Here is a 15,778-nt window from a genome sequence, read left to right on the forward strand (position 1 = left end):
TGCCGTGTCCTCCGTTGTCGTGTTATCGATAGAAATCAGGACACGGCACTGCCGTGTCCCTACAATAATTAATCGATTATTTTGGGGTAGGGAAACGGCATTGCCGTGTCCTCCGTTGTCGTGTTTTCGATGGTTATATCCTCGGGGGCGAGCGATAAATTTGGGGTAGGGAAACGGCATTGCCGTGTCCTCCGTTGTCGTGTTATCGATAGAAATCAGGACACGGCACTGCCGTGTCCCTACAATAATTAATCGATAAATTTGGGGTAGGGAAACGGCATTGCCGCGTCCTCAATATCCTTGTTGTCGATCGTTATATTCGATCGTCAATTCCTGATGCAGCATACGATATAATCAACTACTTCTTACTCGGCGCAATCTTCTCAATAGAAATCAGCGCCTCCATCACCGACTCCACAATCGGCGCCGCCACCGTACCCCCCGAAGAACCCTCCTTAGGCTCATCAATCACCGCCAGCACCACATACCGAGGAGCCTCCGCTGGCATTATCCCCACAAAGCTAGTAATAATCGCGTCCTTAGAATAACCCCCACCAGAATTAGCTTTTTGAGCCGTCCCCGTTTTCCCAGCTATCCGATACCCGGGAATTTGTGCAGCTTTCCCCGTACCGCCATCAACCACAGTTTCCATCATTTCTAACACCTGCTTAGTAGTTTCAGGCGAAAAAATTTGCTTTGTAGCAGCCCTCGGAAGCTTCCAATAAGCTTCACCTTCCCTATCAAAAAGTCCCTGCACAACGTGAGGAGTCACCAACTTGCCACCGTTAGCCAAAGCTCCGTTAAGCTGCACCAACTGCATCGGAGTAATCGAAAAACCCTGCCCGAAAGCCGTAGTAGCAACTTCCACCGGAGAGTTAATAAATTGCTCTCGATTTTTAAGCTGACTGGTTACTTCAAAAGGCAAATCAGTTCCCGCAGTTTGTCCGAGTCCGAGTTTTTCTAAAGCTTGATAGTAAAGAGAAGCTTTCATACTTCTCATTACGTGCACCATCCCCACATTACTAGAATGTTTCAAAATCTCAGTAACAGTGGAAGGGCCGCGCGCGCCTGCGAATTTGTAATCGGAATTTTGGATAGTCCAGCCATCCATATAAATCCGACCTTCGTCCTTAAACACACTATTAGGTTTCACAGCACCCGCTTCCAGAGCGATCGCCACATTAATTGCTTTAAAAGTCGAACCAGGCTCATAAACATCAGTTACAGCCCAATTTTTATAGCGCGACAAATCGAAATTAAAATATTGATTCGGGTCATAAGAAGGTTCCGCTACCACAGACAGCAATTCCCCGTTACGGGCATCCATCACAATCACCGTGCCCCGCTTGGCTTCGTATTGCTTCATTTTTTCCTTGAGAGCAACTCGGGCTACCCGCTGCAAGCGACTGTCGATCGTCAGTTGCAATTTCAAATCATCAAGCTGCACAAATCCCGCCGTCAGCCGATCGGGAACCCAATTCCCATTGCTCGACCTGCTAAACTGAATCGACGGCATCGATCGTTCCAGCAAATTCTGCTGGCTGTATTCCACCCCGGCTTGTCCCTTCCGTTCCCCGTCCACATAACCGAGGATATCCGCCGCCAACTCCTGCTGCGGGTAAAAACGCTGCTGCTGCCGCAGCAACTCCAGACCATCCACCGGACTGTCTTTAATTTGCATCTGAGCGATGCGATCGGCAACCTCTTGAGCCAGAGAATCCGCAATTGTAATACCGCTTTCACCAAGATTAAACCTGCGCAGCAATTCAGTTTCCGACGTAGTGCCCGGACTCAGTTCGATCGCCAGCATCGGAGCCAACTTAGCAGCAATTTCCGCCTTCGAGTGGTTGAACAACTTCGGGTGAGCGTAGAGCGTGTACACCTGTCTGTCGATCGCCAAAACATTCCCGGCGCGGTCAACTATCGGGCGTCTCGGCACAAACGGCTTCGTTTTGAGAGTTTGCTGCTGCTCCGCTTGTTTGCGCAGCGCCGGAGCTCGCGTCACCTGCAAATAAAACAAATTCACAGCCAGCCCCAGCCCCCCCAGCATCAACACCGCCCACACGGCCCACAAACGGAACTTCCTGGGTTTTAAACGCTCCACCGGCCGCCCCCAAGGTGGAGCAGTCTGTTGTGGCGATCTGCCGAAACTGCCGTTCGCTCTAGGTTTGGCTTGTTTTTCCCACCCGGCGCGTGAAGCGAAGCTATCCCGTAGGGAATCGCCCGAAGGTTTGGGGCGTTTGAAGTTCGGCGATCTGTAGCGGTCAAAACGAGGGTCGTAGCTCATGGCATTAAAAATTCAATAGCAAGTTAAATCATTTGAGAATTTAGAATTTATTTAGGTTTTAGAAGAGAGAATTAAAGACTTGGGAATGAGCGATCGCTATCAGGGTTGGGATCAAACCTAGAGTTGCATTCTTGTTTTTGAAGTCGTGTTAATTAGTTTTAATTTTTAACTTCTGGTGGGAAAAAGCAAATCGAGCGCAACTTGAAAAAAAGCCAAAAAGGAAATTATATCCTTAAATTCTCGGGCCCTCGGACACTCAGGCCCTCGGGCACTATCCGCTTTGACACAGGCTTAATAGCCCAGCGGTGTTTCCACACCGGCTCGATTTTTGAGAGCGGGCTCAGAGTTTGGTGCCGCCACAAGGGGCGATCGGGTTTCAGGGGCCGGCTGCAAGAAAATCGTGTCCCCAGGACTCTGCGGAGCCAAACCGGTTTCTGGATTTTGGGCTTCTTTAGCAAGTTGGTGTTTCAAGACTTCACTAGCAGCACTCAACTGCTGTTCTTGGAGGCGCAGACTTTCCAGTTTTTGATAATCCTGACTCCAGCGCTGCTCGCCGTAAACAGTCAAGCCGTAGAGACTCAGAGCACCGCCCAAAAGCATAACTGCTGCCACTGAGGAGGCGCGCTGTGCCTGCAGGAGCGATCGCAACCACACTGGCTGCTGCTGGCGAGTTGGCAGAACTTTCAGCACCGATGCGGACGGCCGAGCCTGAGCCTGTTCGTCGGCTGGCGAGTAGTTGGGCAATACCGGTCCTGTCTTCGCCCGCCTAGCTTTGGCAATAGAAGTAACTTTGCTTTTGGCTGCGCCAGCAGCGGGCTTGCGGGTCGATCGGGAGCGGGGAGAATCAGGGGATCTGATAGCAGCGGTCATAGAGTTCACCAATACCTAAAGTGGGGTAGCTTCAGCTTGATTGAGGTTAAGAATTTTTTGTCTCGACGATCGCCAGTTGTGACCATCTGCGTTCGATCGGTTATCCTTACCAAAGATACCTCACAAGCCAACCAACCCATCCTACCACTGGTCTCTTTGACTTCAGGATTTGCAAAAAAAAAAGAAATCTTTGCCGGATAGCGGTAATCCATGTGAAATTTATTAATAAATGCAGTATTGTAATCAACGAGCGAATCGTTGAGCTATTCGTGCCAGCATTGTTTCTCAAGTACACTATTCCCTTCCTTGCGATGGGTTTTCAATGTTAAGGAGTTTTTATGAACAAGGGATTAATTCGTTTGACTTTGGTAGTGGGCTTGGCAGCCGCCCTCGGCGCCTGCGGAGGTGATGCCACCAGCCCCACCAGCCCCACTCCGGGCGGCACTACTACTACTACTCCTCCTGCTTCTTCTCCTGCTGTGAAGGAAACTCCCAAGGCTACTCCAGGGGCTGGTGCAACTACTAGCCCTGCTCCTAAAAAGTCTCCCTAACTAGGGCGATCCGAGAGTGTTTGCCCAACGAGCCTAGCCTCCAGGTGAAAAATCGTTCGCTCCTCGCATTTTTTCATCTCACAGGTCTAGGTCTCAAGTTGGGTGTTAGTTGTAATTCTGATGCTTTTACTAAAGTTCAGTACGTCCCCTTACTGCCGCAAAGTCGGCTTAGCACTGGGTTACAAGGGCATTCTGTTTTAAAATTTGACTACCGGCCTGCACGTTTTGAAAGTCAAGCCTCTGACGGGAGGTTGGAAGACAGTGCCACTGCTGCTGCCTCAAATCGAAGGTCAACCGGAGGCGATCGCAGACTCGACGCAAATTTTGCAGTCGATCGAGTCTCGCTTTCCTTCCCCCCCGCTGTTGCCTGCAGACGAGAGAAAAGCAAGCTGAGGCTGGGACGGTCGAAGACTGGCTCGATGAAAGCATCGGCATTGCTACTCGATTTGTTTACTACGAGTTTCGCACTGGTACGGGCAAGCAAATCGACCCGTCTGTTTTGAGCCAGTTAGTGATTTAATTGGCGCGCCCCCAGTTCGGCATAAAGCCTGCCTGGGCAAAACTCGCTCCCGTTGCGCCTGAGTGCTGCTTGAGATTGATTCCACCGTGGCTGGCAGGATGGTGTCTATTTGGTAGGAGATTCCTTGAGCGTGGCAGATATTGCTGCTGCCCTGCTGAGTCCTTTAGCTTTGATTCCTCAATACCCAGTTGAGCATCCTTGGCTGTTTCTCGCCTTCCCCAAATTCACGCACTTTGTGGGGAAACCCAGCCTCCGGGATGTGAAAGTCTACCGATCGGGCGATCGTCCCTGCCTGAAAATTTCAGATAAATGATTAGCTGCTCCCCAACACTTACTCTCCTTGACCCTCCGGCAGTCGCAAATCGACAAGAGTATGAAAAATATTCCTTATCACATAGTTTAGAAAAAGTCAAGGGTATTTGGGAGATAATATAAATTTTTCAATTTGTTTTAATATTTCTATACTTAGAAGTTAGCAGTAAAACCCTAGCTGGGCCGCAGGCAAGGTAATAACATTGCCTGCCGCGGCTCCAGCGCGCTCGCTGGAGCCGCGGCAGGCAAAATCATGCTAATCAGTGGTACGATTAGCGATCAAAAATGTATCGAAATGTAAAGTTCAGCGCCGCTCTAGGTCTTGAAAGCCATTTAGTCAAAAGATTGAGGTAAGTAGTTTTATGCCCGCGACCGTCCCCTTTGAACAGATTGACCGGATTGTTTGGAATCAGCACCACGATCCATTTGAAGTGCTAGGCCCGCACGCGATCGAAGAAAATGGCAAAAAAGTCTGGGCCGTCCGAGCTTATCTGCCGAATGCGGATGCGGTATCGGTAGTGTTGCCGGAGGCCAGGGCCGAATACCCGATGAAATCAGAGCATCACCCTCACTTTTTTGAATGTACGATCGAAACCCCAGAACTAGCAAACTATCAACTGCGGGTCAAAGAAGGAGAACACGATCGCTTTATTTACGACCCCTACGCCTTTCGATCGCCCAAACTCACAGAATTTGACCTTCACTTATTCTCAGAAGGCAACCACCACCGGATTTACGAAAAACTCGGGGCGCACCTCACCGAAGTAGGCGGCATCACAGGAGTATATTTTGCCGTTTGGGCTCCGAATGCTCGCAATGTCTCTGTTTTAGGAGATTTCAACTATTGGGACGGCCGCAAACATCAAATGCGGAAATCGCAAAACGGCATCTGGGAATTATTTATTCCGGGACTAGAAGTGGGAACTTCCTACAAATACGAAGTGAAAAACCAAGACGGACATCCCTACGAAAAGTCCGATCCTTACGGTTTCCAGCAAGAAGTGCGGCCGAAAACAGCATCAATTGTCACCGACTTAAGCACCTACACTTGGCACGACAGCGCTTGGATCGAACAGCGGCGGCACACAGACCAACTTACCCAGCCGGTTTCGGTTTACGAATGCCACATCGGTTCTTGGCTGCACGCTGCTACTGACGAACCCGCCGTGCTACCAAATGGGGAAATAGAACCAGCCGTGCAGGTTTCGGAACTGAATCCCGGGGCGCGCTTTCTGACTTACCGGGAATTAGCCGATCGGCTGATACCCTACGTCAAAGATTTGGGATTCACCCACATCGAAATGCTGCCCATCGCCGAACATCCTTTCGACGGTTCTTGGGGCTATCAAGTAACCGGTTATTTCGCCCCAACTTCCCGGTACGGCAAACCTGAAGATTTCATGTATTTTGTTGACCAGTGCCACGCCAACGGCATTGGCGTACTGGTGGACTGGGTGCCGGGACATTTCCCCAAAGACGGACACGGTTTGGCTTTCTTTGACGGAACTCACTTGTACGAACACGCCGACCCCCGTAAAGGGGAACACAAAGAGTGGGGAACCCTAGTATTTAACTACGGCCGCAACGAAGTGCGGAATTTCCTAGTATCAAACGCTCTGTTCTGGTTTGACAAGTACCACATCGACGGGATTCGCGTAGATGCGGTGGCCTCGATGCTTTACTTGGATTACTGTCGCGAACCCGGAGAATGGTTGACCAACCAGTACGGGGGCCGGGAAAATATCGAGGCGGCGGATTTTCTGCGGCAGGCTAATCACGTCATTTTTAGCTATTTCCCGGGTGCGCTGTCGATCGCCGAAGAATCTACCTCTTGGCCGATGGTATCTTGGCCGACCTATGTAGGCGGCTTGGGCTTCAACCTAAAGTGGAACATGGGTTGGATGCACGATATGCTCGACTATTTCCACATGGACCCGTGGTTCCGCCAGTTCCACCAGAACAACATAACTTTCAGTATGTGGTACAACCACAGCGAGAATTTCATGCTGGCTTTGTCCCACGATGAGGTAGTCCACGGCAAGGCTCATATAATCGGGAAAATGCCAGGGGATGAATGGCAAAAGTTTGCAAACGTGCGGTGTTTGTTTACTTTTATGTTTGCTCATCCCGGAAAGAAAACGATCTTTATGGGGATGGAGTTCGGCCAGTGGCACGAGTGGAACGTTTGGGGGGATTTGCAGTGGCAGTTGCTGCAATTCGATCCGCACCAAAAGTTGAAGCTGTTTTTTAAGGATTTGAACAATTTGTACCGCAGCGAAACGGCACTTTACAGTCAAGATTTTGCTGAGGATGGGTTTGAGTGGATTGATTGTACCGACAACCGGCACAGCGTCGTGGCCTTTGTGCGCCGCGAGAAGGATGGGGACGAGTTTGTGGTGACGGTGTGCAATTTTACACCACAGCCCCACTCTCACTATCGGGTAGGAGTGCCGGAACCGGGTTTCTATACGGAGTTGTTTAACAGCGACGCGCGGGAGTACGGCGGCAGCAATATGGGGAATTTGGGAGGCAAGTGGACTGATGAGTGGTGGTTCCACAACAGTCCTTATTCGATCGACTTGTGTTTGCCGCCTTTGGGTGTGTTGATTTTAAAGATCGATCGGGCAAAAACAGCGATGCTTAACTCTCAATAGTTTTGAGTTTTGAGTGGTGAGAGTTTTGAGTTAACAATCAAAACTTTCTTAATCGTAAAACTTTGAGGGTATTCAGAAACCCGGTTTATCCAAGAAACCGGGTTTTTTTCTATTTTGTTGTTGTGGCGAAACAAGGAAGTTCGGCAACGGATTCGCTTGCTTCGGATTGAACGGATGTCATACCAATTCCCAATTACCCATTACCAATTACCCATTACCAATTTTTAATTTCGAGTATCGGAAGCGCCAAGATTATAAGAAACTTTAGGCGAATCAACAGTTACTACTTCCGAAATAGATTGTTCTGCCACTACCTCTAACTTTGGCAGTGGTAGATGCTTCATTTCCCAAACTTTCAGCAAAATTAGATATTCATAAAAAGCTTGCAGCGTGCACCAAGCCAATCCCGCTTGGCCGTCAAGAAATCCGCCGAGTAAAATATACATATAGAAAAAGCGCACCACAGGCCGCAAAGGCAAGCGCAAAGAAAAATCTTTCAAAGCGCGGCGCCTTTCCACCTCCGACGCGCCAAACAATAAATCCCACCAATTTACTTGACCGGCTTCTAATTGGCGGAGAGTTTCAGCCGCCTCGTCAGTGGAGTAGCGGTTGTGCTTTTCAATCCAGCGGGAAAGACCTTTGCTGCAAGTATAGTGAGGGTAGGTTTCCTTCAAAAAGTGAGTAGGCCCGTTGCAGACTTCCCGTTCAGTGTGACCGTAGTCAGTAAACCACACTCGGTCTTTGCGAAACAGGCGCATTTGATAGCGGGGATATTGAGTGCTGCGGCGAATCCAGCGCTCCATAAATATTACTTTTTCAGCTACGTAATAGCCGATATATTCTTGACTTTCGATCGCCTTTAAGCATTCAGCAAACAGTGCAGGCGTCATCCGCTCGTCAGCTTCGAGGATGTAAACCCATTCGTACTTGCACGGGACTTCTTGGAGCATCCAAGTCCGCTGGCGCCCGTGAGTTTCAAAGCGGTGCTGCACTGTTTGCACGGCATAGTTCTGAACAATTTCAAGGGTGCGATCGGTGCTGAAAGAATCAACTACAATGATATCGTCACAAAGCAGTGCCGATTCAATGCAAGCGGCGATATCAATCTCTTCGTTGTAAGTCAGAATATAAATTGAGAACATTCCCAGCTTTCAGTAATGGCAAACTATTGGGTAAACAAACTATTTCTCAGGGATGTCTCGACCAGCGCGATCCCTGCCAGCGCCGGTCAAATTTTGCGGCGGCCGAACCGCAGAATTCCCATACTTCTCAATCCCGTCCAACCAACAGTAATGTAGCCGATCGCTAACAACAAACTGCTGATTCCAGTCTGCAAACTCGAATTTCTCGATCGAGTTCTTAATTCTTTCTCTTTTTGTTGCTTGCGGGTGCGAATCTCGTTGCGAGCTTGAGTTGGCAGTTCTTGAGCTTGCTGTTCCAGGAACTTGTCGAGGGCTTTCGGGTCATTTTTCGACTCCTGAAGCACAGCTTTCAATTCCTTGGGAACCTCTGGACTCTTAAGTGCTTGTTTCAGCTTCCCGTCGTCTTGCAGCAGCGCGGCTATCTGGGTGCGCCGCTGGCTTTTGAGCTGTTCTACCTGAGCTTTAAACTGATCGCTTTTAATTTGCGCCTCAAGTTGACCTTCCGCTTGTCCCGCTTCTCTATCGACTTGAGCCAGAGCATCTTTGAGTTCCAAACGAGTATTGTTGAGGTGAACGGGAACCAGAAATAGGTAAACTAGACCTAACAAGCTGGAAATCAACAGCGCCCAGAATCGCAAGTCCAGCCAAACCTTGCGTCTCTCAATAGAGACTCCACTGCTGCTGTCAACCCAAAAGCCAGTCATCAGCAGGGCGATACCCATCAAAGGAATAATGCCCCTGTCAACTATCTGAGTTGCTGCGGCCAACTGCCAGGCTCGATTGAGAAGGTCCGAAGTTTCTCCCGGCAGCGACAGAACGATGCAGTCAAGCAAAGCAGAGAGAATCAAGATAATCCCGACTACTTTTAGAGTTCGAGCAGCTACTGAAGAAAATTGACGGCTATTACTTGCTTTCATAATTCCTGTGAGATAATTCTACACCGTTAGATTCAAGGGGGTAGTTGAGTGGATTGTGTTGAACGAGTTAAGCTATTTTCCACCAAAATAGGTGCTTCGGGTACCCACCTCGACTTTCCTCTGGGTTTTCACAGGCTGCGGTTGCGACCGCAAAGGGTCGAGTTTCTGCACAGGTATGCAGAGTTGGGCACAGGAGGCGGCACGCTTCTGGGGTGGCTGTAAAGCTTGGTCAAGATAGCGCCCAGAAACTGCTGCAAGCAACTGCTGGCTTCTTTTATAGTCTGACGAATGCAGCGTAAAGATGAGCTCTGCACGCTTGGGTTCCAGCTTTTAACTAGCTTTCGCTCGCACGGCGGTGTCAGAAATAATAGACACAGCAGGAGCGCGTTTTGTTGGGTTTCACCCCCTAGGGCTCCCACTACCCGATCGCCTGCCAGAGGCCGTGGAACTAAATCCCCTGTCTTATACTAATTGATATAAGAGAGGGGTGGAATAAATAATTGTTTCCCAACCTTTTTAACCTACAATTACCAGCAGCACGATACGGCTGTCACAGATACACGAGTAGGTGTTTTTTCCTTTTTCCTTTTGTTTAGCCACTCGCGAAGCCGAAGGCAATTTTTACTTCTTCCTTCTTGCTTGAGAGTCACTAATTACTAATTGCAAATTACTAATCGCCAACTACTAATTATTGGCAGATTTAGTGATTAATTGTTCAATAGGAAAAGTTCAAAATAGCACATTTTTTGGTATGATAATTGATGGCTGTTCAAATTTGCTGGTAATGAGTGCAATGATTTCTGGTGTTTACAGGTTGAGAGAACTTGAAAGCTCGATCGCATCCGATCCGGACAACTGGCGTCCGATGGTGTTTACTAACGGGTGCTTCGATATCCTACACGCTGGCCACGTCCGCTATTTGCAGGCGGCAAAAAATTTGGGGCGATCGCTCGTGGTGGGCTTGAATAGCGACGCCAGCGTGCAAGCTATCAAACCGCAGGAGCAGGGATTGCCACCTCGCCCGATCGTACCGGAAAATCAGCGAGCCGAAGTTTTGGCCGCCCTCAAACCAGTAGATGCCGTAGTAATTTTTTCCGAGATTACAGCAACTAAACTGATAAATATCCTGAAGCCTGATATATACGTTAAAGGAGGCGACTATCAACTCGAAACTCTGCCGGAAGCACCGGCAGTTATCGCTGGAGGCGGTAAGATTTCCTTAATCAAAATAGAAGTTCCGAGTTCTACCAGTGCGATCGTCAAACGCATTTTGCAATTAGGTACTTAACCCTCGATCGCAAACAGCAAACAGTGAGCTAAACTCAGAAGTTGCCCCATCAAGAAATACTCAAGTGCGATCGTTCGTACAACTTCATCCCAATTGCTAAGCAGGAGATAATTTTAATGGAACTCACAAGCAATAACACGATCGCGGAAATCCTAGAAAGACACAAATCAGAGCTACTAGCAGACTGGCTCAAAGAACTGCAAAATACCGGCCTGCGGCGGGACGACTTGATGAGAGCCAAAGAATTGCGCTCCGAGTGTCAAGAGTTCCTGCAATTGCTCCACATTGCAGTGGGACACGGTAACTTGAGCGACATCCAGACACCCGAATGGGAAAATATGCGGCTGCTGCTAGCAGAAGTTTCGCGATCGCGCGTTCAGAGAGGCTTTACTCCCTCAGAGATAGCGAGTTTCATTTTATGCTTCAAAAAGCCATTGTTCGATCGGCTTTGTCACGAACTCACACAAAACCGCGACGCACTTGTCGAACAACTTTGGCTTTCCACCAGTTTATTAGACCAGCTCGGCCTGTGGGTGACAGAAATCTTTCTCAAAGCTCGCGAAGAAGTCATCGAACGCCAGCAGCAAGAAATGCTCGAATTGTCAACACCCGTAGTCAAACTTTGGCAAGGAATTCTCGCATTACCCATGATCGGGACTCTCGACAGCGCCCGCACTCAAATAGTCATGGAAACTCTGTTGCAGGAAATCATGGAAACCGGCTCAGAATTTGCGATTTTAGATATTACAGGCGTGCCGACTGTTGACACTTTAGTCGCTCAACATTTATTAAAAACTGTCGCCGCCGCCCGTTTAATGGGTACTGAGTGCATCATCAGCGGCATTCGCCCGCAAATAGCTCAAACCATAGTTCATTTGGGAGTTGACTTGCAAGATATTCTGACAAAAGCTACTTTGGCTGATGCTTTTAAAGTCGCTTTGCATCGCCAAGGTTTAACTATAAAAAATATTAAAGAGGAAAGATAAAAAATATTGCGTTGGGGCATAAAATTTTAATTCAAAGCTAAAATATAGGTAAATCATGGAACGGATACCGATTCTACAAATGGGAGAATTTCTGCTAGTAACAATTCAAGTAGATATGCACGACCGCTTGGCAATGACGCTGCAAGATGACCTGACAAACCGCATCGTCAAAACAGGGGTCAAAGGTGTTTTAATAGAAATCTCTTCCCTGGAAATCGTAGATTCTTTCATCGGTCGCATTCTCAACAATATCGCCACCATGTCGCGAATTTTAGATGCTGAAACAGTTGTGGTCGGGATGCAGCCAGCGGTTGCGATTACCCTCGTTGAATTGGGGCTTTCCCTGACAGGAGTTCGCACAGCTTTAAGCGTTGAAAAGGGCATGATTTTGTTGAGAAAATCCTTGGCTTTGTCTCCTGACTAGAAATCGTAAGCAGTCGATAAATTGTCCCATGACTTAGGCATATGCAGTAATGAAATCTGGTTTGTTTGTAGATACATTGTTGACAAACTTAAGATTTCTAAGGAGAAACTAAGTTGATGAGCGTAAGTCCTATGTTTTGTGGAGAAGTTCTATTTTGGTACAGTAGCCGCCATGTCAAAACGTGAGACACTAGAAATCCGATCGTCATCCGATATAGTCCACGTCCGACAGCAAGTGCGAGCTTGGGCTATAGCAATGGGATTCGGTTTAGTAGACCAAACAAAAATCGTTACCGCAGCCAGCGAACTCGCCCGCAATACTGTAGACTACGGTAAAGGGGGAACTGTAACTCTCGAAACGCTCCAATTAGGTACCCGCAAAGGGCTGCGGCTGACATTTGAAGACAAGGGCCCGGGAATTCCAGACCTAGAATTGGCAATGACTGACGGTTATACTTCTAATCAGGGTTTGGGTTTGGGGCTCAGTGGTTCTAAGCGGTTGATGCACGAATTTGAGATTGTTTCCAAAGTGGGTAAGGGGACTAAAATTGCGATCGTCCGCTGGCGGTGAGGAAGAGTGGGGGAGATTGGGCTAGAAGCCCGGTTTCTACAAGTTTTGCGTTTGGTGAGGAGAAATCTAGGAAGAAACTGGGTTCGTGAGGTCACTAATGACTGCTGAATGCTGACGCATGGAGGGCTAGAAATCAGGTTTCTGTTCTACGATTTTTGCGTTTGGTTAGGAGAAACCGGGTTTGTGAGGTCACTAATGACTGCTGAATTTTTCGTTGTTCAATGCGCGCCAGCTTAAGATGAGAACTACAAAATAATGAGAGATGCGATAGCCCTGCCCGTCACAGAAGAAAGTCAAGTTGGAGAAGCGCGGCGAATCGCAGTCGCCCTCGCGGCCGAACTAGAATTTAACGAGACCGATCGCGGTAAAGTGGCAATTGTTACCACCGAAGCAGCAAAAAACCTGGTCAAACACGGCCGCGAAGGAGAACTTTTGCTGCGAACATTAAAAACAGCGGCAGGATGTAGCATTGAAATAGTAGCGCTAGACCGGGGGCAGGGAATGGCAAATGTCGCGCTGTGTCTGCGGGACGGTTTTTCTACAGCGGGAACCCCGGGAACCGGACTGGGGGCTATTAAACGCCTCTCTACCTTTTTTGATATTCATTCTGTACCGAAACTGGGGACAGCCTTATTAGCGCGGCTGGAACCTACCCAAAATAGCCGGGAAGCCTCCCAAAACAGCAATTACTTGGAATTGGGGGTCGTCCACTTACCGAAAGCAGGAGAGGAAATTTGCGGGGATTCCTGGGCGACGGAAAATCATCTGGACAAAAACCTGATTTTAGTTGCTGACGGGCTAGGCTATGGGGATTTGGCCCAGGAATCCTCGCGGGAAGCAGTGCGGGTATTTAAGGAAAACGCTAAACTGGGGCCGAAAGCAATTTTAGAGAAGGCGCACGCTGCTTTAAAAAATACCAGAGGAGCGGCTGCGGCGATCGCCCAAATAGATCGTACCCAACAAACAGTTTGTTTTGCCGGAATTGGCAACATCAGCGGTGTAGTGGTCACAGATAACCAAACCCGCAGCATGGTTTCCTACAATGGCACAGTTGGACATATGATGCGAAAAGTAGCAGAATTTGTCTATCCTTGGTCGCAGCAGTCCCTACTCATCATGCACTCCGACGGTTTGGCGGCGCAGTGGAATTTAAACCGCTACCCGGGTTTAGCCTCCAGACATCCTGCTTTAATCGCAGCCGTGCTCTACCGGGACTTCAAACGCACTCGCGATGACATGACAGTTATAGTAGCCAAGGTGAGAGAATCAGCGTGAGTTACCCAATCCTGACGACGGAAGTCCGCTTTGAACAAGACATCGTACAAGTACGCCAAAGAGCTCGCCAAATTGCTAAAGGGCTGGGATTCGATTCCCAAGTACAAACCCGCATCGCCACAGCAGTTTCCGAAATTGCCCGCAATGCTTTCAAATATGCAGGCGGCGGCAAAGTAGAATTCATTGTGGAAGGGGAATCGCCCCAATTTTTTCGGACTCGGATTTCTGACACGGGGCCGGGAATTGCTGATTTAGCGAGTGTGTTGGGCCCCAATTTTCGATCGCAAACCGGCGCGGGACTCGGTTTAGCCGCAGCGAAACGGTTGATGGACGAAGTGCAAATCGACTCTGCGCCCGATCGCGGAACTGCCGTACAATTAGTGAAGCAGTTTTCCAAACAGATGCCTGCGCTGAGTGCGATCGAACTAAATCAATTAGTTGACAAACTAGCGCGCCAAATCCCAGAAGATCCCTATGCCGAAATTCAGCAGCAAAATCAAGAGTTACTGCGCACATTAGACGAACTCCGCCAGCGTCAAGAAGAACTCGTACAATTAAATCAACAACTAGAAGATACCAATCGCGGAGTCCTCGCACTTTACGCCGAATTGAACGACAAGGCCGAATCTCTCCGGCGCGCCAGCGAACTCAAAACCAGCTTTCTCTCCAATATGAGCCACGAGTTTCGCACTCCGCTAACGGCAATTCTGAGCCTTTCAGAAATATTGTTACATCGCCTTGACGGAGAACTTTCAGCCGAACAGGACAAGCAAGTAAATTACATTCGCAAATCCGCCGAGTCTCTCGCAGAACTTGTCAACGACTCGTTAGATTTAGCCAAAGTGGAAGCGGGAAAACTAACTGTTCGCGTGGCTGATTTTGAAGTCGAAGATTTGTTCAGCGCCCTGCGGGGAATGATGCGCCCCCTGCTGCCCCAAAACTCGGATGTTGCTCTGATTTTTGAAGCGCCTCTAGAACTTCCAACCCTCACAACCGACGAGGGAAAAGTTTCTCAGATTTTGCGCAATCTGATTTCTAATGCCCTCAAATTTACCGAAGCAGGCGAAGTTCGAGTTGCTGCGGAAATAGGAGACGGGGGAACAGTTACTTTTTCAGTGTCAGATACGGGCATTGGCATTTCTCCAGCCGACCAAATGCGGATTTTTGAAGAATTTGTCCAACTCGAAAATCCCTTGCAGAAGGGGGTCAAAGGCACCGGATTGGGATTGTCTCTGTGCAAAAAACTGGCAGAATTTCTGGGAGGAAGTATTGAAATCACCAGTTCGCCGGGAGTGGGTTCGACTTTTTTGGTCAAACTGCCGATCGTCTATGCTGGAGATGAAGAAAACTCTTGGGAAATGTCCGTTGGTAAGGGAGATGAAATACCGCTGGCGATTGCAGATTCTCGATCGCCAGTCCCGGATTCAGCAGCAAAAGTTTTGATTGTGGAGGATGAAGATAGTTTTTCGGTATTTGCTGAAAAACTTGTTGCCACAAATTCATTGTACTGCGATCGAGGCCGCCAACGGTGCTGAAAAATTGCGATCGGTTGCTTGTTGAGGAACCGATCGCAATTTTTATCAACATTATGATGCCGGATGTGACTGGATTTGAGGTTTGGGAAGAGTTGAAATGGGATCAGGCTACTTGTCAAATACCTGCTATCGCGATGACTTCAAAACATTTTCGGTTACATCACTCCTTGGCTGTGCGGGATGCTAGCAATGCACGGTGAAAAATATTATTCCGATGCAAAGGGAAACGATATCAGGCATTGTAGCTTTTGAGGACTGAAGTCCGATCCTGCGAACCTAATTATATTTTTTTCACCGTATTTTATATTGTTCGTAAGAGAGTTAATTTATAGCAGGCAAGATTTATTTAATTTGCAACACCATTTAACGTTTGTGCTGTAAAATGTAGCAGTTCTCAGTTGCCGACTATACAGTAGGGACTTGCCGAGTGCCTGTTTTCGTGTCGGC

The 15,778-nt window shown here is 48.5% G+C and carries 15 protein-coding genes; 11 read left to right on the forward strand and 4 right to left on the reverse strand.

The window, feature by feature from the left end:
• Positions 1-358: 358 nt before the first annotated feature.
• Positions 359-2,287, reverse strand: a complete 1,929-nt coding sequence (locus QUA78_RS11375) for a penicillin-binding protein 2 (RefSeq protein ID WP_333306450.1) — start codon at positions 2,285-2,287, stop codon at positions 359-361.
• 291 nt (positions 2,288-2,578) lie between these two features.
• A complete protein-coding gene (locus QUA78_RS11380) occupies positions 2,579-3,157 on the reverse strand; it encodes a hypothetical protein (RefSeq protein ID WP_333306452.1) in 579 nt (192 codons plus the stop codon).
• 338 nt (positions 3,158-3,495) lie between these two features.
• Between QUA78_RS11380 and QUA78_RS11385 the strand changes: the two genes are divergently transcribed.
• The 4 genes from QUA78_RS11385 (at position 3,496) to glgB (ending at position 7,194) form a co-directional block, all read left to right on the forward strand.
• On the forward strand, positions 3,496-3,708 hold the full coding sequence (locus QUA78_RS11385) for a serine protease (RefSeq protein ID WP_333306454.1): 213 nt from the start codon (positions 3,496-3,498) through the stop codon (positions 3,706-3,708).
• A 204-nt stretch (positions 3,709-3,912) separates the two neighbouring features.
• A complete protein-coding gene (locus QUA78_RS11390; protein ID WP_333306456.1) occupies positions 3,913-4,101 on the forward strand; it encodes a hypothetical protein in 189 nt (62 codons plus the stop codon).
• A gap of 236 nt (positions 4,102-4,337) precedes the next feature.
• Entirely contained in the window at positions 4,338-4,541 is a 204-nt protein-coding gene (locus QUA78_RS11395) for a hypothetical protein (protein WP_333398796.1), read from the forward strand.
• Positions 4,542-4,902: 361 nt separating this feature from the next.
• Positions 4,903-7,194 (forward strand): 1,4-alpha-glucan branching enzyme, encoded by a 2,292-nt coding sequence (gene glgB / locus QUA78_RS11400; RefSeq protein ID WP_333306460.1) that lies wholly within the window; start codon positions 4,903-4,905, stop codon positions 7,192-7,194.
• Between the two features lie 224 nt (positions 7,195-7,418).
• Here the strand turns inward: glgB and QUA78_RS11405 are convergent, their stop codons facing one another.
• Together QUA78_RS11405 and hpsJ-B are read right to left on the reverse strand one after the other, a co-directional pair.
• Positions 7,419-8,336 carry a glycosyltransferase family 2 protein gene (locus QUA78_RS11405; RefSeq protein ID WP_333398798.1) on the reverse strand — a complete coding sequence of 306 codons (918 nt, stop codon included), beginning with the start codon at positions 8,334-8,336 and terminating at the stop codon, positions 7,419-7,421.
• Between the two features lie 86 nt (positions 8,337-8,422).
• Positions 8,423-9,253 carry a hormogonium polysaccharide biosynthesis protein HpsJ gene (gene hpsJ-B / locus QUA78_RS11410; RefSeq protein ID WP_333306915.1) on the reverse strand — a complete coding sequence of 277 codons (831 nt, stop codon included), beginning with the start codon at positions 9,251-9,253 and terminating at the stop codon, positions 8,423-8,425.
• Between the two features lie 793 nt (positions 9,254-10,046).
• Between hpsJ-B and rfaE2 the strand changes: the two genes are divergently transcribed.
• The 7 genes from rfaE2 (at position 10,047) to QUA78_RS11445 (ending at position 15,531) form a co-directional block, all read left to right on the forward strand.
• Positions 10,047-10,541, forward strand: coding sequence for a D-glycero-beta-D-manno-heptose 1-phosphate adenylyltransferase (rfaE2, locus tag QUA78_RS11415; protein ID WP_333306926.1), 495 nt, complete (start codon positions 10,047-10,049; stop codon positions 10,539-10,541).
• 116 nt (positions 10,542-10,657) lie between these two features.
• Entirely contained in the window at positions 10,658-11,527 is an 870-nt protein-coding gene (locus tag QUA78_RS11420) for an STAS domain-containing protein (protein ID WP_333306918.1), read from the forward strand.
• A gap of 55 nt (positions 11,528-11,582) precedes the next feature.
• Complete coding sequence (locus QUA78_RS11425) at positions 11,583-11,951, forward strand: STAS domain-containing protein (protein WP_333306920.1); 369 nt, start codon at positions 11,583-11,585, stop codon at positions 11,949-11,951.
• A 171-nt stretch (positions 11,952-12,122) separates the two neighbouring features.
• Positions 12,123-12,521: an anti-sigma regulatory factor gene (locus QUA78_RS11430; protein ID WP_333306922.1), complete on the forward strand. Its 399-nt coding sequence runs from the start codon at positions 12,123-12,125 to the stop codon at positions 12,519-12,521.
• Between the two features lie 255 nt (positions 12,522-12,776).
• Positions 12,777-13,796 carry an ATP-binding SpoIIE family protein phosphatase gene (locus QUA78_RS11435; protein ID WP_333398800.1) on the forward strand — a complete coding sequence of 340 codons (1,020 nt, stop codon included), beginning with the start codon at positions 12,777-12,779 and terminating at the stop codon, positions 13,794-13,796.
• A complete protein-coding gene (locus tag QUA78_RS11440; RefSeq protein WP_333398801.1) occupies positions 13,793-15,331 on the forward strand; it encodes an ATP-binding protein in 1,539 nt (512 codons plus the stop codon). Before QUA78_RS11435 ends, QUA78_RS11440 begins: the two co-directional genes overlap by 4 nt.
• Positions 15,325-15,531 (forward strand): hypothetical protein, encoded by a 207-nt coding sequence (locus tag QUA78_RS11445; protein ID WP_333300646.1) that lies wholly within the window; start codon positions 15,325-15,327, stop codon positions 15,529-15,531. Before QUA78_RS11440 ends, QUA78_RS11445 begins: the two co-directional genes overlap by 7 nt.
• Positions 15,532-15,778 lie beyond the last annotated feature (247 nt).

Source organism: Microcoleus sp. K4-B3 (genome assembly GCF_036704615.1).
In the GTDB taxonomy this organism is placed as follows: domain Bacteria; phylum Cyanobacteriota; class Cyanobacteriia; order Cyanobacteriales; family Microcoleaceae; genus Microcoleus.

Excerpts from the sequence above, each read along its gene's own strand:
- glgB (WP_333306460.1), top strand. The coding sequence starts at position 4,903 with ATGCCCGCGACCGTCCCCTTTGAACAGATTGACCGGATTGTTTGGAAT.
- QUA78_RS11430 (WP_333306922.1), top strand. The coding sequence starts at position 12,123 with ATGTCAAAACGTGAGACACTAGAAATCCGATCGTCATCCGATATAGTC.
- rfaE2 (WP_333306926.1), top strand. The coding sequence starts at position 10,047 with ATGATTTCTGGTGTTTACAGGTTGAGAGAACTTGAAAGCTCGATCGCA.
- QUA78_RS11385 (WP_333306454.1), top strand. The coding sequence starts at position 3,496 with ATGAACAAGGGATTAATTCGTTTGACTTTGGTAGTGGGCTTGGCAGCC.
- QUA78_RS11435 (WP_333398800.1), top strand. The coding sequence starts at position 12,777 with ATGAGAGATGCGATAGCCCTGCCCGTCACAGAAGAAAGTCAAGTTGGA.
- QUA78_RS11420 (WP_333306918.1), top strand. The coding sequence starts at position 10,658 with ATGGAACTCACAAGCAATAACACGATCGCGGAAATCCTAGAAAGACAC.
- hpsJ-B (WP_333306915.1), bottom strand. The coding sequence starts at position 9,253 with ATGAAAGCAAGTAATAGCCGTCAATTTTCTTCAGTAGCTGCTCGAACT.
- QUA78_RS11380 (WP_333306452.1), bottom strand. The coding sequence starts at position 3,157 with ATGACCGCTGCTATCAGATCCCCTGATTCTCCCCGCTCCCGATCGACC.
- QUA78_RS11405 (WP_333398798.1), bottom strand. The coding sequence starts at position 8,336 with ATGTTCTCAATTTATATTCTGACTTACAACGAAGAGATTGATATCGCC.
- QUA78_RS11425 (WP_333306920.1), top strand. The coding sequence starts at position 11,583 with ATGGAACGGATACCGATTCTACAAATGGGAGAATTTCTGCTAGTAACA.
- QUA78_RS11375 (WP_333306450.1), bottom strand. The coding sequence starts at position 2,287 with ATGAGCTACGACCCTCGTTTTGACCGCTACAGATCGCCGAACTTCAAA.